Genomic DNA, 21,379 nt, shown 5'->3' with positions numbered 1-21,379 from the left:
CGGGCGAAGCCTCGAGCGGAATGAGGGGTGGGCCGGTTATGCGCCACGAGATTGGCGCAGCGCGGTTTCGGTGGAAGCCCCTCGTTGTTTCGCCGCCGTGACGAAGGCGCTCTGTGTGTTACGCCTCGATGAACTGCCGGATTGCGGGCGCGTCGATCGTTATCGTGGCGCAATCTTCCGCGAGGAAGCAGGTCCGGCCGCGGTCGGCCTTCCGATGACCTGGCATGGGGGAGCCGAGTCGGGCAGTTCTGGAGGGCCGGCCGCGGCCGGGGTTCAGGGGTGGGGCGGGTTTTCGGAGGATCGCAGCTCAGACCGCCTCGGCCGTCTCGGGCAGCTCGACTGCGAGCCGCTCCGTGAGGTCGACGACCTCGCCGAGGTCACCGAAGTCGCGTGCGGCCGTGTCGACCGTCTTTCGAATACGAGTGTTGACCCGCTCGGAGCGGACCTTCTTGGCGACCTGCATGGCCTGGGAGGCGTAGACCGTGCACTGCTCGGGCTCACGCTGGAGGAGGTTCACCGTGGCCATGCCGATCAGGTTCAGCGCGTACGACCGCTGGTGCTCGTCGTCCTCGGCGAAGAGGTCCACGGCCCGCTTCATCAAGGGCTCGGCCAGTGAGGCGTACGCCGGGCTGCGGCCGGCGACATAGGCCAGGTCGCGGTACGAGTGCGAGTTCTCGCCGTACAGCTCGGCCTCGGAGAAGAAGCGGATCCAGTCGGGGTCCGGCTCGTCCCACTCGTCGGCCTCGGCGAAGGTGTCCTCGGCCATCCGGACCGCCCGCTTGCACTTGCCGGGCTGGCCCATGTTGGCGTAGGCGCGGGCCTCCATCGCATACAGCATCGACTGGGTGCGCGGGCTCGCGCAGTCCCGGCTGCCGTACTGCGCGAGGTGGATCAGCTCCAGCGCGTCGTCGGGCCGGCCGAGGTGGATCATCTGCCGGCTCATGCTGGACAGCACATACGAACCGAGCGGCCGGTCCCCGGCTTCCTTCGCAGCGTGCAGCGCGAGGACGAAGTACTTCTGGGCGGTCGGCTGGAGCCCGATGTCGTACGACATCCAGCCGGCCAGCTCGGCGAGCTCGGCGGCGACCTTGAACAGGCGCCGGGTGGTGGCCTCGGGCTGGGGCTCCTGGAGGAGGTCCGTCACCTCGTGGAGCTGGCCGACGACCGCCTTGCGGCGCAGACCGCCGCCGCACTGGGCGTCCCACTGCCGGAACATCACGGTCGTGGACTCCAGGAGGTCCAGCTCCGGCTTGGAGAGCCGGCCGCGGGCCCGACCGGAGGCACCGGCCGCGGGCTCGGGCTCCGACCGCGGGGCCGGGGGCGAGGGGACGAGCCAGCGCTGCATGGGCTCGATGAGGGCCGGGCCCGCAGACAGGACCAGCGAGCTCCCGAGGAAGCCGCGCCGCGCCAGCATCAGGTCGCTGCGCGAGAACTCGCTGAGCAGGGCCACGGTCTGCGGGCCCGTCCACGGCAGGTCGACGCCGGTCGCGGAGGGTGACTGGCGCGCCGTGCGAAGCCCCAGGTCCTCGACGGAGACGACGACGCCGAAGCGCTCCGAGAACAGCTCGGACAGGATCCTGGGGATCGGCTCGCGCGGGTTCTCGCCGTCGAGCCAGCGGCGCACCCGCGAGGTGTCCGTGGAGATGTGGTTGGCGCCCAGCTGGCGGGCCCGACGGTTGACCTGGCGGGCGAGCTCGCCCTTGGACCAGCCGCTGCGCACGAACCAGGAGGTGAGCAGCTCGTTCGGGCGCTTGTCAGCGTGTGCAGCGTTGGTCCCGCTTCCGCCGTTGCCGCTCACTGAACGCCCCCATCCCTGAGACCACTTGTCGCCGAGTGCGCCAAGCCCTATCAGCATGCCGGTCCGTACGGCCGTCCGTCCGGTCCTTGTCACCCTTCGAACGGAATACCGACTTGCCTCCGGCATACCCACGAGTGCATGTGCCCCCGGGACTCGTGCACACAAAGTAATCCTACGATCACCCGTCCAGCCACGGCTCACACGGAAACGCCACCATTCGCCACCCCTTCGAATGAACCCAGGTCCACGCCACCACGATTCACTTGACACAGGACGACCAGGAGCGGGTGCAGCGACGCACTCAGGGGCGCGTGTCGCCAGGCACACCACCCTGGGCACTTCCGGGCGCGGCGTGAACCGGTCGCCGCCGGGAAGGCCGGAACAGAGAGTCACGCATCGCGTCCGCAGCGTAACCACCGGTGCGTCGGACCCGTTGGAGGGGGCATGGGCTTCACGATCGGCATCAGCCGGGGCATGCGCGACATCCGGACCGGCTCCCGCCGCCGCAGCCGCACGTCGGACGGCACGGCCGTGGCCGAGTACACCGGCCTGTGGGGCTGGGACGTGGTGCCCGGCGCCCGAGCCGCGGCGGGCGCCTGCTCCTGCGGCCGCCGTGACTGCCCGGCGCCCGGCGCGCATCCGCTGGACTTCGCGCCGGTGATCCCCGCCGGGGCGACGCTGGACGACGTGACGGAGACCTGGGGCGAGTTCCCCGGCTCCTCGGTGATGCTGCCGGTCGGCCGGGCCTTCGACGTCATCGAGGTGGCCGAACCCGCGGGCTGCCGCGCCCTCGCCCGGCTGGAGCGCATGGGCCTGCCCGTCGGCCCGGTCGCGGCGACGCCGGACGGCCGCGCCCACTTCTTCGTCGCCCCCGGCGCCGCCGCCGACCTGCCCGGCCTGCTCTACCGCATGGGCTGGGACGACCCGGCCGCCCTGGACCTGCGCGGCCTCGGCCCCGGCGCGCACATCACGGCACCGCCCTCCGACCGCGGCGGCCTCGGCCCGGTGCGCTGGCTGCGCTCCCCCGCCCTGGACTCGGCGTCCCGGCCACCGGAGGCCCGCCTGGTGCTGGGCACGCTGGCCTATGTGGCCCACCGGTCGCGGGCCTGACCGCGTCACGGACGTACACAGCGAAGCGCCCGTCCCCGACTGCATCTCGGGGCGGGCGCTTCTGCGACGCACGGATCGCGCGGTACGGCTGCGGGGAGGTCACTCCCCGATAAGGGCGTCAACGAACGCCTCCGGCTCGAACGGCGCCAGGTCGTCCGCGCCCTCGCCGAGCCCGACCAGCTTGACCGGAACGCCCAGCTCGCGCTGGACAGCGACCACGATGCCGCCCTTGGCCGTGCCGTCCAGCTTGGTGAGGACGATGCCGGTGATGTCGACGACCTCGGCGAAGACCCGGGCCTGGACCAGGCCGTTCTGGCCGGTGGTGGCGTCGAGCACGAGCAGCACCTCGTCGACCGGGGCCTGCTTCTCCACGACCCGCTTGACCTTGCCGAGCTCGTCCATGAGGCCGGTCTTGGTGTGCAGACGGCCGGCGGTGTCGATGAGCACGACGTTCGCGCCCATCTCCTTGCCCTCCTTGACCGCGTCGAAGGCGACGGAGGCCGGGTCGCCGCCCTCCGGTCCGCGCACGGTGTGGGCGCCGACGCGCTCGCCCCACGTCTGGAGCTGGTCGGCGGCGGCGGCCCGGAAGGTGTCGGCGGCGCCGAGCACGACGCTCTGGCCGTCGGCCACCAGGACACGGGCGAGCTTGCCGGTGGTGGTGGTCTTGCCGGTGCCGTTGACACCGACGACCATCACGATGCCCGGCTTGCGGTCCTCCGGCTCGGTCCTGACCGCGCGGTCCATGTCCGGGCCGACCAGCGTGATCAGTTCCTCGCGCAGCAGGGTGCGCAGTTCGTCGGTGGTGCGGGTGCCGAGCACCTTCACGCGCTCGCGCAGGCGCTCGACCAGTTCCTGGGTGGGCTGCACGCCGACGTCGGCGGTGAGCAGCGTGTCCTCGATCTCCTCCCAGGTGTCCTCGTCGAGGTGCTCGCGCGACAGCAGGGTCAGCAGGCCCTTGCCGAGAGCGTTCTGCGAGCGGGAGAGCCGGGCCCGCAGCCGGACCAGGCGGCCCGCGGTGGGCTCCGGGATCTCGATCTCGGGAGCCTCGGCGGGCGGCTCCTCGACGACGACCGGAGCCGAGCCGTCCGGGAGATCCACCTCCTCTATCGTGCGCCGCGGTTCCTCCCGCGGCGTCTCGGCCTCGTCGCCGACGTGCGGCTCGGCCGGTGGGGCGGTGATGTCGGGCGCTGCGGGCGGGGGCGGGGGCAGCTGCTTCTTGCGCCGGCTGCCGACGATGAGCCCGCCGAGCGCGCCGAGCACGACCACGGCGATGACTACAGCAAGGATGACGATGTCCATAACGTGTCCAGTATCAGTCATGGGGCCCCGGGTCACGCGGCTTGTGCCGCCCTCCCGGCACCAGGGCCGCCGGATCTCCACACCCCTGGATGTCTGACGCCCCGTCAGCTAACGTCCTCCGGACACCCGCCCGGTGAAGGGAGACGTCCCATGCCCGTCTCGGTCGTACGCTTCAACCTCGTCGCTCCCGGGGCCGCCCCCGCCGAGCTCGGCGCCCGTTACCGGGCGGCCCTGGAAATGGCGTCGTACGCCGACGACCGGGGCGTGACCACCGTGCAGACCGAGGAGCACCACGGGGCCGGCAACAACTGGCTGCCGTCGCCGTTCGCCTTCGCGGGGGCCGTCTTCGGCGCGACCCGGCGTGTCGCGGTCACGGTCTCGGCGGTCATCGGCCCGCTGCACGACCCGCTGCGGCTCGCCGAGGAGATCGCCGTGCTGGACCTGCTGAGCGGCGGCCGGCTGGTGACGGTCGCCGGGATCGGGTACCGCCCCGAGGAGTACGAGCTGTTCGGGGTGGACTTCGCCCGGCGCGGGCGGCTCCAGGACGAGCTGTTGGAGACGCTGCTGAAGGCCTGGACGGGCGAGCCCTTCCCCTTCCGGGGCCGCACGGTCCGCGTCACCCCGCGTCCGTTCACCGAACCGCACCCCCTGCTCCTGGTCGGCGGCTCCTCCAGGGCAGCCGCCCGCCGGGCCGCCCGGCTCGGCCTGCCCTTCTTCCCCAGCGCGCATCTGCCGGAGCTGGAGGCGTACTACAAGGAGCGGCTCGCCGAGTACGGCACCGACGGCTGGGTGATGATGCCGGCCGCCGAGACACCGCTGCTGCATGTGGCCGAGGATCCGGACCGGGCCTGGGCTCAGTACGGGGAGCACTTCCTGCACGAGGCGCGGACGTACGCCTCCTGGCAGTCGGGCGGGGTGCGGTCCGCGGTGAAGTCGGCCGCGGCGACGGTGCAGGAGCTGCGCGCCGAGGGCGTGTACCGGATCCTCACGCCGGCCGCGTGCGTGGCGCTGGGTCTGGACTCCTACGTGCTGCATCCGCTGGCGGGCGGGATGCCGGTGGACGAGGGGTGGCGGAGCCTGCACCTGTTCTGTGAGCAGGTGCTGCCCGCGCTGGCGGGCTGACGCCCCCGATATCCGCTGGAACGCCGCCGCCCGTCGGTGCTGCACTGCGCGCATGACGTTGGCGGTGGATGTGTTCGTGCGCGATGCGAACGGAGAGTGGCGGGTCCTCGATGTCCCGGAGGGGGGCGACGACTCGGCCGGCTTCGAGTCCTGGCGCCGGACGGTGTGGGGTGCGGAGGCGGTGCGCTCGCTGGGTGCCCGACACCTTCCGGTCCTGGCCGAGGACAACCTGTTCGTCGAGGCCGGCGAGGTGCCCGGGTTCCTGCGGGAGATGGCACTGCTGCGGGCGAACCTCGATCTGATCGCCGCCGCCACCGAGCGGCCGCGCGGGATCGCGGAGCGCCGGTACCAGCTCGACTCACGGCTGCGGAACATCGAGGCGACCGCGCTGCGCGCCCTGGAGAGCGGTGCCGGCGTCCTGATCTGGTGAACGACGGACCGCCGCCCCGGCTCGGGCAGTGGCCGAACCGGGGCGGCGGGCGGGTTACGGGGAGAGGGGCAGCGGGGACTTTGGCCCTTCTCCCCGAGTGTGCGGGACGGGCTCAGCCCATCTCCTCCAGGGCCTTGCCCTTGGTCTCCTTGACGAACTTCAGGACGAACGGGATGGAGAGCGCGGCGAACACCGTGTAGATCACGTAGGTCGCGGAGAGGTTCCAGTCGGCCAGCGACGGGAAGCTCGCGGTGATCGCCCAGTTGGCGATCCACTGCGCGGCGGCGGCCACGCCCAGGGCTGCGGCACGGAGCTTGTTGGGGAACATCTCGCCGAGGAAGACCCAGACGACCACGCCCCAGGACAGGGCGAAGAAGAGGACGAAGATGTGCGCGGCGATCAGGGCGATCCAGCCCTGCGTGGCGGGCAGCTTGCCGTCGACCAGGTGGTACGAGAAAGCCCAGGCCTCCAGCGCCAGGCCGACGACCATGCCGACCGAGCCGATGATCGCGAGCGGCCGGCGGCCGATGCGGTCGACGAAGATCATCGCGATGACGGTGCCGACGATGTTGATGATCGAGGTGGTGAAGGAGTAGAAGAACGAGTCCGTCGGGTCGACGCCGACCGACTGCCACAGCGTCGAGGAGTAGTAGAACGCGACGTTGATGCCGACGAACTGCTGGAAGACCGACAGGCCGATGCCGACCCAGACGATCGGCTTGAAGAGGAAGCCGCCGCCGAGCAGGTCCTTGAAGCTGGACTTGTGCTCGCTCTTCATGGCGTGCTCGATCTCGGTGACACGGGCGTCCAGGTCGACGTCCTTGCCCTCGACCTCGGTGAGGATCTCCCGGGCGCGCTCGTGCTTGCCGACGGAGATGAGGAAGCGCGGGGACTCCGGGATGACGAAGGAGAGCAGCCCGTAGAGGACGGCCGGGACGACCATGACGCCGAGCATGACCTGCCAGGCCTCCAGGCCCATCAGCTTGCCGCGCTGGTCGCCGTCGGCGGCGTTCAGTACACCCCAGTTGACCAGCTGCGACACGGCGATGCCGATGACGATCGCGGCCTGCTGGAAGGAGCCGAGCCGGCCGCGGTAGGCGGGCGGGGCCACCTCGGCGATGTAGGCCGGGCCGATCACCGAGGCCATGCCGATGGCGAAGCCGCCGACGACGCGCCAGAAGGCGAGGTCGTACAGGGCGAAGGGCAGGGCCGAGCCGACGGCGCTGATCGTGAAGAGGACCGCGGCTATCTGCATGCACCGGATGCGGCCGATGCGGTCGGCGATGCGGCCGGCGGTCGCGGCGCCGATGGCGCAGCCGATGAGTGCGATGGCGATGACCTGGGCGAGGGCTGCGGAGCCGACGTCGTAGCGGCCCCGGATGGCCTCGACGGCGCCGTTGATCACGGAACTGTCGTAGCCGAAGAGGAAACCGCCCATCGCGGCCGCCGCCGCGATGAAGATGACATGCCCGAGATGCTCGGGATGAGCCGCCCTGGCTCCGGACTTGGGTGCCTGCGCTGTGCTGGTCACGTGTACTCCTCGGGCCACCGGCAACGCTGCCGGAGCGAATCAGCCTTCGAGGTGCCACCTGAAGGTACCTGAAGGTAAAAGGAACGTTGCCGAGACTATGCCTTCAAGTTTCGAAGTCAATAGGTCACTGCCTATGAATCTGAGGCAGGAGTGTGTCAGTGATGTGTTCAAGTATTGAAGTCATTGAGGGCCGCAGGTGAGACAGGTGTAGAGCACACCCATCTAGCGGAGACGCTGGCTGATGACCTTCGACACACCGTCGCCCTGCATGGAGACGCCGTACAGCGCGTCGGCGACCTCCATCGTGCGCTTCTGGTGGGTGATCACGATCAGCTGGGAGGCTTCCTGGAGCTCCTGCATGATCCGGATGAGCCGCTGGAGGTTGGTGTCGTCGAGGGCGGCCTCGACCTCGTCCATGACGTAGAACGGGCTGGGCCGGGCCTTGAAGATCGACACGAGCAGCGCCACGGCGGTCAGCGACCGCTCCCCGCCGGAGAGCAGCGACAGCCGCTTGACCTTCTTGCCCGGCGGACGGGCTTCGACGTCCACGCCCGTGGTGAGCATGTTGTCGGGGTCGGTCAGGATCAGCCGCCCCTCACCGCCCGGGAACAGCCGGCTGAAGACGCCCTCGAACTCCCGGGCCGTGTCCCGGTAGGCCTCGGTGAAGACCTGCTCGACACGCTCGTCGACCTCCTTCACCACCTGGAGGAGATCCGCCCGCGTCTTCTTGAGGTCCTCCAGCTGCTCGCTGAGGAACTGGTGGCGTTCCTCCAGCGCCGCGAACTCCTCCAGGGCAAGGGGGTTCACCTTGCCGAGCTGCTGGTAGGCGCGCTCGGCCGACTTCAGGCGCTTCTCCTGCTCAGACCGGAGATACGGCCTGGGCCGGTTGCGCGGGTGCTCCGGATCCTCCGGCAGCTCCTCGCCCTCGGCGGGGGGCGAGGGCGGCACGAGCTGGTGCGGTCCGTACTCCGCCACGAGCCCGGCCGGTTCGACACCCAGCTCCTCCAGCGCCTTGGTCTCCAGCTGCTCGATCCGCAGCCGCTTCTCGGCGCCGAGTACCTCGCCGCGGTGGACCGAATCCGTCAACTTGTCGAGTTCGGCCTTGAGATCGCGTCCCTCGGTGCGGGCACGGGCGAGTTCCTGTTCGCGGCGGGCCTTGGCGGCGTCGGCCGCGGTGCGCTCCTCGTCGGCGCGGGCGAGGGAGACCTCGACGTGCGCGAGCAGCTGCCGGGCGCCTGAGCCGACGGCCTCGGCGACGGCCGTCTCGTGCCGCAGGCGGGCCCGCCGCTGTTCGGCACGCGCGCGTGCCTCGCGCTCCGCGCGGGCGGCCCGGTCCAGGGAGTCGGCCCGTCCGGCCAGGCCCTTGACCCGTTCCTCGTGCGTACGGACCTGGAGGCGGGCCTCCATCTCCGTCTGCCGCGCGTTGGCGCCGTCGGCGGCGAGCCGCTCCCGCACGGAGGTGTCGGGCTCCTCCTCGATCGGCATCTCCTCGGCGACGGCGAGCCGCTCGGCGAGTTCCTCGACCTCTTGGAGCGCCTTGTCGAGGGCCTCCTGGGCACGGGCCGCGGCCGCGGTGGAGCGCTCGGCCTCCCCCGCCGCGCCCCGTGCCTGCCCGGCGAGCCGGCCGAGCTGCTGGGCGACGGCCGACTTCTCCCGGTCGGCGGCCCGGCGCCGCTCCCCCAGCTCCTCGACCAGGGCGGCGCACTCCTTGCGGCGTTCCACCGCCGCCTGCTGGGCCTCGCTCAGCTCCTCGCAGCGGACGTCCAGCTCTTCGAGCTCTGCGGCTGCCTGGTCGACGGAGGCCTGTACTTCGAGGAGGCTGGGGGCGCCGGCGGAGCCGCCGTGGGCGAAGTGGGCGCCGAGGAGGTCGCCTTCGGCCGTCACGGCGGTGAGGTCGGGGTGGGCGTAGACGAGGTCTTCGGCGTCTTCGAGGGTGTTGACTACGACGATGCCGTGGAGCAGCCGTCGGACGGCGGGCATGAGGTCGGCGGGGCCGCGGACCAGGTCTGCGGCGAAGGTGTGTCGTGCGTCTGCGGGCCCGTTGTGGCCGGTCGCGCAGTTCCCCGCGCCCCGGGGCAGAGGATCTCCCGCCAGGAGCAGAGTCGCCCGGCCTCCGTCCTGTTTGCGCAGCAGGCGGATGGCGTCGGCGGCCGCGGACGGGGTCGTGACGGCCAGGGCGTCAGCGGCGACACCGAACGCTGCGGCCAGGGCGACTTCATAGCCGGGGGTCACCGTCAGGAGTTCCGCCGCCGGGCCGAGGAGGCCGGAGAGGCGGTCCTTCGCCGCGAGCAGTGTCCCGGTGCCGTCCTTGCGGCGCAGGCCGAGTGCCAGGGCCTCGTGGCGGGCCTGGGTCGCGGCGCGCTTGCGTTCCGCCGCCGTGGTCGCCTCGCGGGCTGCCGTGAGAGCGGCCTCGGCCTCGGTGAGCTGCTGCTTCGCCGCCTCGTGCTGCTCGGCGAGTTCCGCGTCGCCGGCGTCGAGACCGTCGACCTCGGCCTTGAGGGCCTCGTACTCCTCCTGGGCTGCGACGGCACGTTCCTGCGCCTCGTCGCGGGCGGCGGCCAGGCGTTCGATCTCGGCCTGGGCGGAGGCAGCGCGGGAGCGGGCCGCGTTGACCTGGCCGCTGAGCCGGGCCAGGCCTTCGCGCCGGTCGGCGATGGCGCGGGCGGCGTCCCTCAGGCGCTGTTCCTCCTCGGTGAGGGCGCGCTCCAGCTCGGCGCGGTGGGCGACCGTGTCCTCCAGGGCGCGTTCGGCCGCCTCCAGGGCCGCTTCCAGCTCGGCCTCCTGCTCGCGGATGCGGGCGGCCTCGCGCTCCATGTCCTCCGGGTCGCGGCCGCGCCGTTCCTCGGGGGGCGCGGAGGTGGCGCTCTTCACGCGGGCGTCGGCCAGCGAGATCGTGCCGCGCACCCGCTCGGCGAGCTGGGAGAGCTCGTACCAGGTCTGCTGGGTGCGCTGGAGGCGGGGCGTGAGCTGCCGTACCTCGTCCTCCAGGAGCGCCTCGCGCTGGAGCGCCTTGCGCAGCTCCTGCTCGGCGGCCTCCTTGCGCTCCTTCAGGGCGGCCTCGTCGGCGACCTCGGCCTTGAGGGCGTCCCGGAGCCGTACGAGGTCGTCGGCCAGCAGGCGCAGCCGGGCGTCGCGCAGGTCGGCCTGGATGACGGCGGCCCGGCGCGCGACGGCGGCCTGGCGGCCGAGGGGCTTGAGCTGGCGTCGGAGTTCGTCGGTGAGGTCCTGCACGCGCGCGAGGTTGGCCTGCATCGCATCCAGCTTGCGCAGGGCCTTCTCCTTGCGCTTGCGGTGCTTGAGGACGCCGGCGGCCTCCTCGATGAAGGCGCGGCGGCCCATGGGGTCGGCGTGCAGCACGGAGTCGAGCTGGCCCTGTCCGACGATGACGTGCATCTCGCGGCCGATGCCGGAGTCGGAGAGGAGCTCCTGGATGTCGAGGAGGCGGCAGGTGTCGCCGTTGATCTGGTACTCGCTGCCGCCGTTGCGGAACATGATCCGCGTGATGGTGACCTCGGCGTACTCGATGGGCAGGGCCCCGTCGGAGTTGTCGATGGTCAGGGACACCTCGGCCCGGCCCAGCGGGGGGCGGCCGGTGGTGCCGGCGAAGATGACGTCCTCCATCTTGCCGCCGCGCAGCGACTTGGCGCCCTGCTCGCCCATGACCCAGCTGAGCGCGTCGACGACGTTGGACTTGCCCGAGCCGTTCGGTCCGACGACGCACGTGATGCCCGGCTCGAACCGGAGTGTGGTCGCCGATGCGAACGACTTGAACCCGCGGAGGGTCAGGGCCTTGAGGTGCACGCCGCTGGACTCTACCGCCCGGGTTCGTCTCACTCCATGAACCCACGGTTTCGCCGCTGAACGCGCAGGGCACACCAGACGTTAAAGACGGTGAAAGGATGCGCGGGGGAAAAGAAAGAAGGGACGCCAGCGGCGTCCCTTGCACTTCTGACAACTCAGCGGTTGTGACGGGCGGCCCAACCACTGCGGTGCTGTTGTGGAGCGGTGCAGTGATCAGGTGAGCGCAGGCTCCGCCTGGTGTGCGTCAACGCTCTCCATGATCCTGTCGTGAGAAGCGGCAGCCGTCAGCGCTTCGTTCTCGGCCTGGATCCGTACGAGCTCGGATTCCAGGTCCTGGACACGCTGCTGGAGCCGTCGCATCTCGGCGAGGAGTCGAGGGTCGGAGCCGCCGACGTAACCGAGAAGCGCCTTTGCCATGATGGATGGTCCTCCACAATGAGTGACCGACCGATGCGGTGTGGGTCGTGAGGGATTCCGCACCCGCAGTCTTGGCAGGGCCTGGAGTTGTGCTGCCGTTCAGCCATGCCAAACAGCTAGGTGCGCGGGGTGCTTTCAGCGTCTCACCAAAAAGTTTGACGGTCAACACGATCACGCCCCGTATTGGCGGCGACCCAGGCGCGCACGGCCTGGAACGGCGGTGTCGGCGCTTCTGCGGGGCCTTCGGGGCGTGACGATCATCCTTGCGGGTGCGGCCTGCCAAGGCAAGTGATTCTCGGCAATCACCAGCAAGTTTCCGTTCTGGGAGGCCCTCGGCGACTGGCTCGCGGGCGACCCCGGGGGCCGTCCGGCGGTGTGGGATCAGCGGATGGCGAAGCCCTCGTAGCCCCCGCGAGGTGTGTCCCAGATCTCGGTGACGCCGTCCACGCGGCCGGGCGTGTCGTCACTCTGGAGCCACTCCAGCAGCCCTTCACAGCCCTCTCTCGCGCCTTCCGCGACCACTTGGACGCGTCCGTCGCCCAAATTGAGAGCAAAACCACTCAGGCCGCCGATCTCCAGGGCCTTGGCCCGCGTGAACCAGCGGAAACCCACACCTTGGACGCGTCCACGCACCCAGGCGACCAGTCGCACATCCTCACTCATGACTGCAACCTAACCGCCCGATCTCTCTCCGGGTCACTTCCTCCACTTGCGCCATGCGGTACCGTCCCCACCCAACGAATCTCATATGAAACTCACACGATCGAGTGAGTTTGGTGTTGATCTCGAGGACGAGTCGACCGCCAGGACGAGGAAGGCCAGGACATGGGACGCCACCGACGCTCCGCCGCCGGCCGCGCCGCCGCGGGCCGCGCCACGGGGATCACGCAGGCCGACGGCTCCGTGGCAGGCCGGCACTCCCACGGGGAAGACGGCGCGGCGATGGGCATCGCGCCCTACCTGAACCCCGAGGCGTATGCCGGTGCCTATGCGAAGAGCGAGGCCTACCTGTTCGACACGGGCGCCTCCGAGCCGGGTGCCGGCTACGAGGCCCGGCGCGGCGACACGGCCGCCTTCTCGAGCGAAGGCTTCACGCCCGACGGCGGCGCCCGGCGCTCCGGCTCGCACCGCCGCCGGAAGAAGGCCGCCCGGCCGATGCGCACCGGGCTGCTCGGCGTGTCCGCGGCGGTCGCCCTCGGCACGGTCGCGGTCGCGACGGGCGCCGTGCCCGGCCTCGAGAACTTCGAGCTCGGTGGTGGCGGCGGTGCCGACAAGGTGCAGGCCGGGGACACGCCGACGAACAGCCCGATCGAGCAGGGCGGCACCACCGGCAGCGCCGACGACCGGGACGGCGCGCCCGCGAGCCGGGACGCCGAGCGCTCCCTGTCGCCGTCGCCGTCCGCCTCGAAGTCGTCGGCCGCCCCGACGAAGACACCGGAGAAGACCGAGAAGCCGGAGACGACGCCGGAGAAGACGCCGGAGAAGAAGGCCCCGGCGGCCACCCCCCGCGAGAAGCCGGACAACACCCCCTCCCGTACGGCCACGAAGGCGCCGGCGAAGCCCAGCGCGCCCGCCGCCCTCTCCGAGGAGTCCGCCGCCGCGGCCCAGGTGCTCAAGCTCGTGAACGAGGAGCGGGCCAAGGTGGGGTGCAGCGCGGTCGCCGCGAACAGCGCGCTGACCGAGCTGGCGCAGAACTACAGCGAGGACATGGCCGCGCGGGGCTTCTTCGACCACACCGACCCGGACGGCAGGACGCCGTGGGACCGGGCCGGGAAGGCCGGGATATCCAACCTCGGCGGGGAGAACATAGCCCGCGGCCAGGCCGACGCCGCGGCCGTGATGGATGCCTGGATGAACAGCCCCGGCCACCGCGCCAACATCCTGAACTGCGACTTCAAGACGCTGGGCGTCGGTGTCGAGTTCGGGTCGGGCGGGCCGTGGTGGACCCAGGACTTCGGATACTGAGCCCTGGCCCTGTCCCACTAACCAGCGGTTAGCGCAACCTGTTGGTGAGCGCTGCGCTGGCGTACGCTGGGTATATGACCACCACCCAGGAGCCCAGCGCGGGCCTGGACGAGTTCCCGTACAACGTGTTCGCCAAGGCCTGCCCCTCGCGCGGCACGCTGGAGCATGTGACGGGCCGCTGGGGCGCACTGACGCTGGGCGCCCTGTACGAGGGTTCGCTCCGCTTCAACGAGCTGCGTCGCCGCGTCGACGGCGTCAGCGAGAAGATGCTCTCCCAGACGCTGCACGCGCTGGAGCGCGACGGCCTGGTGCACCGCGAGGCGCAGCCGACCAACCCGCCCCGCGTGGACTACGAGCTGACGCCGCTGGGACGCGGCGTGGCCGAGCGGCTGCTCGCCCTGATCCACTTCGTGGAGGGCAGCATGGACGGCGTACTGGCCGCGCGCGAGCGGTACGACTCCGCTAGGGCGTGATCCGCGGCGGTCGCTGGCACTTGGGGCAGTAGTAGCTCGACCGGTTCATCCAGGGCCGCCGGCGTATCGGGGTGGCGCAGCGCCGGCAGGGCAGGCCCTCGCGGCCGTACGCGTCGAGGGACCGGTCGAAGTAGCCCGACTCGCCGTTGACGTTGACGTACAGGCTGTCGAAGCTGGTGCCGCCCACCGCGAGGGCCGCGTTCATCACGTCCCGTACATGGCCCAGGAGCAGCAGGCTGCGCGTGCGGGTGAAGGTCGCGGTCGGGCGCTCGTAGTGGATGCGGGCGCGCCACAGAGCCTCGTCCGCGTAGATGTTGCCGACGCCGCTGATCAGCGACTGGTCGAGCAGGGCGCGCTTGATCGTGGACCGCTTGCGGCGCAGCGCCCGGTGGAAGGCCTCGTCGTCGAAGAGCGGATCGAGCGGGTCGCGGGCGATGTGGGCGATGACGTCGGGCAGGCCGTCGGGGGTGTTGTCGTGCAGCGACAGGCCGCCGAAGGTGCGCTGGTCGACGAAGCGGAGCTCGGTGTCCAGGGCGTCGGTGAAGCGGACGCGGATGCGCAGGTGCTTCTCGTCCGGCGCCGTCTGCGGCTGGACCAGCAGCTGGCCGCTCATGCCGAGGTGGGCCAGGATCGACTGGTCCGTGTCCTCCAGGGGCAGCCACAGGTACTTGCCGCGGCGGCTCGGGGTGCCGATGCGGTGTCCCTTCAGGCGGTGCGCGAAGTCGTCGGCGCCCGCGAGGTGGCGGCGCACCGCGCGCGGGTGCAGCACCTCGGCCTCGGCGACGGTCCGGTGGGCGACCCACCGCTCCAGACCGCGCCGTACGACCTCGACCTCGGGCAACTCGGGCATGGGGATCCCCCGTCACAAACCTGCGGATGACCCGAGCGCCCGCCCCGGGCAGGGGCGGGCGCTCGGGTGCGCTGTGCTGTGCCGGCCGCCGGGTGAGGGCGGCCGGCTTGTCAGCCGTCGACGCTGCTGCCGTCGACGACCGTCTGGGCGGCCTGAGCCGCCGCCGTCTGCGTCGCCTCGGCGTCCTTCGCCGCCTTGGCGCGCTCGTCCGCCGCGGCCCGGATGGACCGCCACGCGGACTCGGCGGCCTGCTGCTCCGCCTCCTTCTTGCTGCGGCCGGTGCCGGTGCCGTACGAGACGCCTCCGACGCGGGCGGCAGCAGTGAAGGTCTTCTCGTGGTCGGGGCCGGTCTCCGTGACCAGGTACTCGGGCACGCCGAGCCCCTCCGTCGCGGTGAGCTCCTGGAGGCTGGTCTTCCAGTCCAGGCCGGCTCCGAGGTTCGAGGACTTCTCGATCAGGGGGTCGAACAGGCGGTGCACCAGCTCCGCCGCCGAGTCCAGGCCCTGGTCGAGATAGACCGCGCCGATCACCGCTTCGAGGGTGTCGGCGAGGATGGACGCCTTGTCCCGGCCGCCCGTGCCCTCTTCACCCCGGCCGAGCCGGATGAAGGAGCCCAGGTCGAGCCCGCGGCCCACCTCGGCGAGCGCACGCGAGTTCACCACCGCGGCCCGCAGCTTGGCCAGTTGGCCTTCGGGCAGGTCGGGGTGGGTGCGGTACAGCGTGTCCGTGACGACCAGGCCGAGCACGGAGTCCCCGAGGAACTCCAGACGCTCGTTGGTCGGCAGACCGCCGTTCTCGTATGCGTACGACCGGTGGGTCAGTGCTCGCACCAGAAGGGCGGACTCGACCTTGTAGCCGAGCCGCCCTTCCAGAAGCGTGTGGGACGAGGCCTGGTTGTCCGCCGTTGCGCTTCCGCTCACGCGGGAAGACTTGTTCTTAGGCGTGGACACAGTGCCTCTCACCAGCCGCTCAGACCTCGAGGACCTGGCGCTTGTTGTAAGTGCCGCACGAGGGGCACGCGATGTGCTGCTGCTTGGGCTCGTGGCAGCGCTCGCACGCAACCAGGGTGGGGACCGCAGCCTTCCACTGCGACCGGCGGTGGCGCGTGTTGCTGCGCGACATCTTCCGCTTCGGAACAGCCACGGCTACTTCTCCTGCTTCTCGTCGACGCCAGGTTCGGCGCCGCTCATCTCGTCCTTCTCGCCGTCCTTCATGGTGCCGGCGAGTCCCTGCAATGCCGCCCAACGGATGTCGACGGCGTCGTGGTGGTGGTCCGGGTCGTCCGCCAGTCGTGCGCCGCACTCGGCACACAGACCAGGGCAGTCTTCCTGGCACACCGGCTGCATCGGCAGTGCGAGCACCACCGCATCACGCAGCACGGGCTCGAGGTCGAACAGGCCGTCCTCGAGGAAGAGCCTGTCCTCGTCGTCCTCGGCGTCGTCGCCCGGTTCCGCGATCACGCGGCCCCGGTCGTCGGCGTCAGGGTACGAGAACATCTCCTGGAACTCCGCTTCGACGTCGAGCTGAAGCGGCTCCAGACACCTTACGCACTCCCCCTCGGCAGCGGCACGGGCGGTGCCTGTGACGAGCACCCCTTCCATGACCGACTCCAGGCGGAGTTCGAGCTCCACCGGGGCGCCTTCCGGCACTCCGATGACTCCCTTGATACCGAGGTCCTTGGGAGCGTCGACCGTGCGGGTCAGGCGCTGGAGCGCACCGGGCCGCCGGCCCAGCTCGTGCGTGTCGAACACGAGGGGGTTGCGGTGGTCGAGGCGGGCGTTCAGGGCCATTCCTGCTTTCGGTCTGCTGAGCTGAGGGAGACGCCGCCCTTCGGTGTTCCCGGGCAGCGGTGATCGCGGACGTACGCGCGACCGAAGAGCCAGGATACTGGACCTTTGCCTGTCGGCCCAATCCGGTGCTCAGCCGTTGCCGCGGCCCTGCTCGTAGGCCCGGAGCTGCTCGGCGCTGATCATGCCGGTGTCGAAGAGGCTGGTCTCGTCCAGGGCGTATGGCTGGTGGCTCTGAGGGCTCTGATGCCCCTGCTGTGGCTGCTGCGCCTGCTGGGCCTGGTTCGGGTCGTACGCGGCCTGCTGGGGGTCGTAGCCCTGGTAGGCGTAGGGATCGGCCTGATAGCCGTACTGGTCCTGCTGAGCGGCGTACTGCTGCTGCGGATAGCCGCCGTAGGGGTCGGGCTGCTGCTGGTAGGCATAGGCCGGCTGCGGCTGGCCGTAGTCCCGCTGCTGGGCGGGCTGCTCGGCCGGGGGCTTCTGGTCCGAGAGGGCGGCCAGGCCGGCGAGGTAGTCGGCGTCGCTGGAGTGCTGGACGGTGCTGGTGTCGTCGGCGAGTGAGCCGAGGTCGTCGGTGGCGATCCGGCCGTGCAGCTTCTGCCGGCCGCGGCCGACGGCGTCCAGGGTCTTGGCGAGGACCGCCTCGAAGGCGCCGAGCTTGACGTCGACGTACTCGTCGGCGCTGCGGCGCTGGGTCTCCGGGTCGTGGCTGCGCTCGGGGGCGTCCTCGTCCTCGTAGCCCTGCTCGTCGGTGCCGGGACCGGTGCCGAGGAGCTTCTCGCGGCCGCGGCCGACGGAGCCGAGGGTCTTGGTGAGGACGACCTCGAAGTTGGCGAGCTTGGAGTCGACGTACTCGTCGGCCTCGGCGCGGATCTCCTCGGCCTCCTGGCGGGCCTCGGCGAGGATCCGGTCGGCCTCGGCCTGGGAACGGCGTGCCACCTCGGTGTCGGAGATCAGCGATCCGCGCTCGGCGTGCGCGGCCTGGATGATCCGCTCGGCCTCCTGGCGGGCCTGCTCGACCATCTGCTCGCGGTCGCCGATCAGCTCCTGGGCCTGGGCGAGGGAGCCGGGCAGCTCCGCGCGCAGCTCTTCCAGCATGGAGAGCAGTTCGGCGCGATTGACCACGCACGAGGCCGACATGGGCATGGACCGGGCGCCGGAGACCGCGGCGACGATCTCGTCGAGCTTCTTCTGCACGTCCACCGTGTGCTCGCCACTCTCTACAGATGCGTTGGAGACGGACGGGACGACTGTACGGCCAGGGGGATGCCGGGGAACACCGGGTGACGGCCTGTCAGCGTCCGGTGGGGCGCCCGGGGCGGGTTCAGTCCTGCCGCAGGCGCTCGGTGAGGGCCTGGAGGACCTCCGCCGGGACCAGGTGCGATACGTCGCCGCCCCAGGTCGCGACCTCCTTGACCAGGGAGGACGACAGGAAGCTGTAGGTGGGGTTGGTGGGGATGAAGAGGGTCTCCACGCCCGAGAGGCCGTTGTTCATCTGGGCCATCTGCAGCTCGTAGTCGAAGTCGCTGACCGCGCGCAGGCCCTTGACGATGGCGGGGATGTCGCGCTGCTTGCAGAAGTCGACGAGCAGGCCGTGGAAGGCCTCGACGCGGACGTTGCCGTACTCGGCGGTGACCCGGCGGATCAGGTCGATCCGCTCGTCGATCTCGAACAGGCCCTTCTTCGACTGGTTGATCATCACCGCGACGTAGACCTCGTCGTACAGCCTGGAGGCGCGGGAAATGATGTCGAGGTGTCCGTTGGTGATCGGGTCGAACGACCCGGGACATACAGCGCGGCGCACTTGTGATCCCTCGCTCTCCGGTCCGGTCATCGTGCGTCTTCGCACGTAGAGGCGGCGCGACCGTACCAAAACGTTCCCTCGCCGTAGCGACGGGCCCGGAGGGCTTCGAAACCCTCGGGCCACCGGAATTCACCGCCTCTGGTGCTGCGCTCCACGGTGACGAGGGCTTCTCCGGTGAGCCAGCCTTCCGTGCGGAGTGTGAGCAGGATCTCGCGAAGATCGTCGTCCGTGACGGCGTACGGCGGGTCGAGGAAGACGAGGTCGTAGGGCTCGCCGGGGGGTGGTGTGCGGATGATCTGTTCCGCTTTGCCTGATCTGACCTCGGCGCCGGGGAGGCCGAGGGACTTCACGTTGCCGCGAACCGTCCGGACGGCTTTCGCGTCGGCCTCGACCAGGAGGGCGTGGCCGGCTCCCCGGGAGAGGGCCTCCAGGCCCACGGCTCCCGAGCCCGCGTAGAGGTCGAGGACGCGTTCGCCTTCCAGGGGGCCGCCGAGGAGGGACTGCCAGGTGGAGAAGAGACCTTCGCGTGCGCGGTCGGAGGTGGGGCGGGTACCGGTGCCTGGGGGTACGGCCAGGCGACGTCCGCCGGCCGTGCCGGCGATCACGCGGGTCATCTGTGGTCCTTGGGTGTGGGCGGCTTCAGGTACCAGTGTGGCTGGTCGCGCCCGCGCGGCGGTAGCCGCATATGGACTACTGCCCCGCGCCCCTTGGGGGCAATACCCGTCACCCCTTTTCCAGGTACTGTTCCCGCTCCTCGTCCAGGAGGGCGTCCAGTGCCGTCCGCAGGGCCGGGAGGTGGGTCAGCTCCGGGTCGGCGGCCACGACCGCCACTGCCTCTTCTCTCGCCTCCGCGATGATCTCCTCGTCCTCGATGACCGCGAGCATCCGCAGGCTGGTGCGGGCGCCCGACTGGGCCTGGCCGAGGACGTCGCCCTCGCGGCGTTGTTCCAGGTCGATGCGGGAGAGTTCGAAGCCGTCGAGGGTCGCGGCGACGGCGTTCAGGCGCTGGCGGGCCGGGCTCGCCTCGGGCATCTCGCTGACCAGGAGGCACAGGCCGGGGGCCGAGCCACGGCCCACGCGACCGCGCAACTGGTGGAGCTGGGAGACGCCGAAGCGGTCGGCGTCCATGATCACCATGACCGTGGCGTTGGGGACGTTGACGCCGACCTCGATGACCGTCGTGGCGACCAGGACGTCCGTCTCCCCGGCGGCGAAGCGGCGCATGACCGCGTCCTTGTCGTCGGGCTGCATGCGGCCGTGCAGCACCTCGACCCGGAGGCCCTGGAGGGGGCCCTTGGAGAGCTGGTCGGCGACGTCGAGGACCGCGAGGGGCGGGCGCTTCTCCGCGGCGTCCTCGGGGGACCCGGGGGCTCCGGAGGGCTTCTTCTTGCCGGCCTTCTTCGGGTCGTCCTCCTCGTCGCCGATGCGGGGGCAGACCACGTACGCCTGATGGCCGTTGCCCACCTCCTCGCGGACCCGTTCCCAGGCGCGGGACAGAAAGTGGGGCTTGTCGGCGGCCGGGACGACATGGCTGGCGATCGGCGAGCGGCCGGCCGGGAGCTGGTCCAGGACGGAGGTCTCCAGGTCACCGAAGACCGTCATCGCGACCGTGCGCGGAATCGGCGTGGCCGTCATGACCAGGAGGTGCGGGGGCTGTTTGCCCTTGCCGCGCAGGGCGTCGCGCTGCTCGACGCCGAAGCGGTGCTGTTCGTCGACCACGACCAGGCCCAGGTCGTGGAACTGCACCTTGTCCTCGATCAGCGCATGTGTGCCGATGACGATGCCGGCCTCACCGGTGGTGAGGTCGAGCAGCGCCTGGCGGCGGGCGGCCGCGCCCATGGAGCCGGTGAGCAGCACCACCTTGGTGGCCTGGTCGGCCCCGCCCAGCATGCCGCCCTCGGCCAGCTCGCCCATCATCTCGACGATCGACCGGTGGTGCTGCTGGGCGAGCACTTCGGTGGGCGCGAGCATGGCGGCCTGGCCGCCGGCGTCGACCACGGCGAGCATGGCGCGCAGGGCCACCATCGTTTTCCCGCTTCCGACCTCCCCTTGGAGCAGCCGGTGCATCGGGTGGTCCGTGGCCAGGTCGTCGAAGATCTCCCGGGAGACCCGCTGCTGGCCTTCGGTGAGGGTGAAGGGGAGGCGGGCGTCGAAGGCCGTGAGGAGGCCGTCGGGGGTGGGTGTGCGGGGGACCGCGGGGAGCTGGGCGTCCGCGTGGCGGCGGCGGGCGAGGGCGACCTGGAGGACGAAGGCCTCGTCCCATTTGAGGCGGGCGCGGGCGTCCTCGATGTCCGCCTTGGTGTGCGGGCGGTGGATCTTGAGGAGGGCCTCGGGGAGCGGGACCAGGCCGCGGCCCCGGCGCAGGGATTCCGGCAGTGGGTCGACGGCCTCCTGGGCCGTGGGCAGGACCGTCTGGAGCGCCTTGCCGATCTTCCAGGACTCCAGTTTGGCGGTCGCCGGGTAGATCGGGATCAGGGCGCCGGCCCATGTCTCGACGGACTCCTCCGGGTCGCCCCGTAGCAACTCGTAGGCCGGGTGGGCGAGTTGGAGGCGGCGGTTGAAGACGGAGACCTTGCCCGCGAACATCGCGCGCGTGCCCGGCAGGAGCTCCTTGTGGGGCTTGTGAACGCCGTTGCCGAAGAAGACCAGTTGCAGGCGGCCGCTGCCGTCCGTGATCGTGACCTCCAGGCGTTGGCCCTTGCCGCGCGGGGCCCTGGCGGAGGCGAAGGTGTGCAGGCGGGCGTCGGCGACCTGGGCGACCACCGTGACGTGCTCGTCCATGGGGAGGTCGGCGAGGTGCGTGAGCTGGCCGCGCTCCTCGTATCTGCGCGGGTAGTGGTGGAGCAGGTCACCGACGGTGCGCAGGCCGAGGTGCTCGGCCATCACCTTCGCGGTGGCGGGGCCGAGCACCGACTTCAGTGGTTGTTGCAGCGGTTCGTGAAGTGCGGGCACGAGATCCATTGCACACCACACCACTGACAATGCCGTAGAG

19 protein-coding genes are annotated in these 21,379 nt (G+C 71.0%); 5 read left to right on the top strand and 14 right to left on the bottom strand.

The features are described from left to right. Positions 1–307: 307 nt before the first annotated feature. Positions 308–1,798, bottom strand: coding sequence for a transcriptional repressor NsdA (gene nsdA, locus QF034_RS29200; RefSeq protein ID WP_307177697.1), 1,491 nt, complete (start codon positions 1,796–1,798; stop codon positions 308–310). Positions 1,799–2,242: 444 nt separating this feature from the next. On the opposite strand from nsdA, the gene QF034_RS29195 reads away from it, so the two are divergent. Continuing rightward, positions 2,243–2,908 carry a bifunctional DNA primase/polymerase gene (locus QF034_RS29195; RefSeq protein ID WP_086560043.1) on the top strand — a complete coding sequence of 222 codons (666 nt, stop codon included), beginning with the start codon at positions 2,243–2,245 and terminating at the stop codon, positions 2,906–2,908. Between the two features lie 99 nt (positions 2,909–3,007). On the opposite strand, the gene ftsY is transcribed toward QF034_RS29195, so the two are convergent. Continuing rightward, positions 3,008–4,207, bottom strand: a complete 1,200-nt coding sequence (gene ftsY, locus QF034_RS29190; RefSeq protein ID WP_307177696.1) for a signal recognition particle-docking protein FtsY — start codon at positions 4,205–4,207, stop codon at positions 3,008–3,010. Between the two features lie 150 nt (positions 4,208–4,357). On the opposite strand from ftsY, the gene QF034_RS29185 reads away from it, so the two are divergent. Then, complete coding sequence (locus QF034_RS29185; RefSeq protein WP_307177695.1) at positions 4,358–5,329, top strand: LLM class flavin-dependent oxidoreductase; 972 nt, start codon at positions 4,358–4,360, stop codon at positions 5,327–5,329. A 52-nt stretch (positions 5,330–5,381) separates the two neighbouring features. After that, positions 5,382–5,759, top strand: coding sequence for a hypothetical protein (locus QF034_RS29180; RefSeq protein ID WP_307177693.1), 378 nt, complete (start codon positions 5,382–5,384; stop codon positions 5,757–5,759). Positions 5,760–5,871: 112 nt separating this feature from the next. Here the strand turns inward: QF034_RS29180 and QF034_RS29175 are convergent, their stop codons facing one another. The 4 genes from QF034_RS29175 to QF034_RS29160 form a co-directional block, all read right to left on the bottom strand. Further along, the gene (locus QF034_RS29175) at positions 5,872–7,290 is read right to left on the bottom strand and encodes a sugar porter family MFS transporter (protein WP_307177692.1); all 1,419 of its coding nucleotides are present in this window, start codon (positions 7,288–7,290) and stop codon (positions 5,872–5,874) included. 222 nt (positions 7,291–7,512) lie between these two features. Then, positions 7,513–11,091, bottom strand: coding sequence for a chromosome segregation protein SMC (gene smc, locus QF034_RS29170; RefSeq protein ID WP_307177691.1), 3,579 nt, complete (start codon positions 11,089–11,091; stop codon positions 7,513–7,515). 213 nt (positions 11,092–11,304) lie between these two features. After that, on the bottom strand, positions 11,305–11,508 hold the full coding sequence (locus tag QF034_RS29165) for a hypothetical protein (RefSeq protein WP_003993245.1): 204 nt from the start codon (positions 11,506–11,508) through the stop codon (positions 11,305–11,307). 381 nt (positions 11,509–11,889) lie between these two features. Beyond that, positions 11,890–12,171 carry an acylphosphatase gene (locus QF034_RS29160; RefSeq protein ID WP_010044525.1) on the bottom strand — a complete coding sequence of 94 codons (282 nt, stop codon included), beginning with the start codon at positions 12,169–12,171 and terminating at the stop codon, positions 11,890–11,892. A gap of 162 nt (positions 12,172–12,333) precedes the next feature. On the opposite strand from QF034_RS29160, the gene QF034_RS29155 reads away from it, so the two are divergent. After that, positions 12,334–13,473, top strand: a complete 1,140-nt coding sequence (locus tag QF034_RS29155; RefSeq protein ID WP_307177690.1) for a CAP domain-containing protein — start codon at positions 12,334–12,336, stop codon at positions 13,471–13,473. Positions 13,474–13,547: 74 nt separating this feature from the next. Then, positions 13,548–13,946: a winged helix-turn-helix transcriptional regulator gene (locus QF034_RS29150; protein WP_307177689.1), complete on the top strand. Its 399-nt coding sequence runs from the start codon at positions 13,548–13,550 to the stop codon at positions 13,944–13,946. On the opposite strand, the gene mutM is transcribed toward QF034_RS29150, so the two are convergent. From mutM to recG, 8 genes are all read right to left on the bottom strand, one after another. After that, positions 13,936–14,796: a bifunctional DNA-formamidopyrimidine glycosylase/DNA-(apurinic or apyrimidinic site) lyase gene (gene mutM, locus QF034_RS29145; protein ID WP_307177688.1), complete on the bottom strand. Its 861-nt coding sequence runs from the start codon at positions 14,794–14,796 to the stop codon at positions 13,936–13,938. The two genes, QF034_RS29150 and mutM, sit on opposite strands and share 11 nt — an antisense overlap. 110 nt (positions 14,797–14,906) lie before the next feature. Further along, positions 14,907–15,758 (bottom strand): ribonuclease III, encoded by an 852-nt coding sequence (rnc, locus tag QF034_RS29140; protein ID WP_208641431.1) that lies wholly within the window; start codon positions 15,756–15,758, stop codon positions 14,907–14,909. A gap of 7 nt (positions 15,759–15,765) precedes the next feature. Then, on the bottom strand, positions 15,766–15,939 hold the full coding sequence (gene rpmF, locus QF034_RS29135; RefSeq protein WP_003951102.1) for a 50S ribosomal protein L32: 174 nt from the start codon (positions 15,937–15,939) through the stop codon (positions 15,766–15,768). Positions 15,940–15,941: 2 nt separating this feature from the next. Next, positions 15,942–16,586: a YceD family protein gene (locus QF034_RS29130; RefSeq protein WP_086560034.1), complete on the bottom strand. Its 645-nt coding sequence runs from the start codon at positions 16,584–16,586 to the stop codon at positions 15,942–15,944. A 129-nt stretch (positions 16,587–16,715) separates the two neighbouring features. After that, entirely contained in the window at positions 16,716–17,786 is a 1,071-nt protein-coding gene (locus QF034_RS29125) for a F0F1 ATP synthase subunit B (RefSeq protein ID WP_307177687.1), read from the bottom strand. Between the two features lie 121 nt (positions 17,787–17,907). Next, a complete protein-coding gene (gene coaD, locus QF034_RS29120) occupies positions 17,908–18,387 on the bottom strand; it encodes a pantetheine-phosphate adenylyltransferase (RefSeq protein ID WP_086560032.1) in 480 nt (159 codons plus the stop codon). Between the two features lie 26 nt (positions 18,388–18,413). After that, complete coding sequence (gene rsmD / locus QF034_RS29115; protein ID WP_307177686.1) at positions 18,414–19,001, bottom strand: 16S rRNA (guanine(966)-N(2))-methyltransferase RsmD; 588 nt, start codon at positions 18,999–19,001, stop codon at positions 18,414–18,416. 109 nt (positions 19,002–19,110) lie between these two features. Beyond that, positions 19,111–21,348 (bottom strand): ATP-dependent DNA helicase RecG, encoded by a 2,238-nt coding sequence (recG, locus tag QF034_RS29110; RefSeq protein WP_307177685.1) that lies wholly within the window; start codon positions 21,346–21,348, stop codon positions 19,111–19,113. Positions 21,349–21,379: the final 31 nt, after the last annotated feature.

This window comes from Streptomyces africanus, assembly GCF_030816955.1.
GTDB classification, from domain to species: domain Bacteria; phylum Actinomycetota; class Actinomycetes; order Streptomycetales; family Streptomycetaceae; genus Streptomyces; species Streptomyces africanus.
The sequence above is the reverse complement of the archived record's forward strand: the minus strand, read 5'-3'. Positions and strand labels throughout refer to the sequence as shown.

Excerpts from the sequence above, each read along its gene's own strand:
- QF034_RS29195 (WP_086560043.1), top strand. The coding sequence starts at position 2,243 with ATGGGCTTCACGATCGGCATCAGCCGGGGCATGCGCGACATCCGGACC.
- ftsY (WP_307177696.1), bottom strand. The coding sequence starts at position 4,207 with ATGGACATCGTCATCCTTGCTGTAGTCATCGCCGTGGTCGTGCTCGGC.
- QF034_RS29185 (WP_307177695.1), top strand. The coding sequence starts at position 4,358 with ATGCCCGTCTCGGTCGTACGCTTCAACCTCGTCGCTCCCGGGGCCGCC.
- QF034_RS29180 (WP_307177693.1), top strand. The coding sequence starts at position 5,382 with ATGACGTTGGCGGTGGATGTGTTCGTGCGCGATGCGAACGGAGAGTGG.
- QF034_RS29165 (WP_003993245.1), bottom strand. The coding sequence starts at position 11,508 with ATGGCAAAGGCGCTTCTCGGTTACGTCGGCGGCTCCGACCCTCGACTC.
- QF034_RS29160 (WP_010044525.1), bottom strand. The coding sequence starts at position 12,171 with ATGAGTGAGGATGTGCGACTGGTCGCCTGGGTGCGTGGACGCGTCCAA.
- QF034_RS29155 (WP_307177690.1), top strand. The coding sequence starts at position 12,334 with ATGGGACGCCACCGACGCTCCGCCGCCGGCCGCGCCGCCGCGGGCCGC.
- QF034_RS29150 (WP_307177689.1), top strand. The coding sequence starts at position 13,548 with ATGACCACCACCCAGGAGCCCAGCGCGGGCCTGGACGAGTTCCCGTAC.
- mutM (WP_307177688.1), bottom strand. The coding sequence starts at position 14,796 with ATGCCCGAGTTGCCCGAGGTCGAGGTCGTACGGCGCGGTCTGGAGCGG.
- QF034_RS29130 (WP_086560034.1), bottom strand. The coding sequence starts at position 16,586 with ATGGCCCTGAACGCCCGCCTCGACCACCGCAACCCCCTCGTGTTCGAC.
- rsmD (WP_307177686.1), bottom strand. The coding sequence starts at position 19,001 with ATGACCCGCGTGATCGCCGGCACGGCCGGCGGACGTCGCCTGGCCGTA.
- recG (WP_307177685.1), bottom strand. The coding sequence starts at position 21,348 with ATGGATCTCGTGCCCGCACTTCACGAACCGCTGCAACAACCACTGAAG.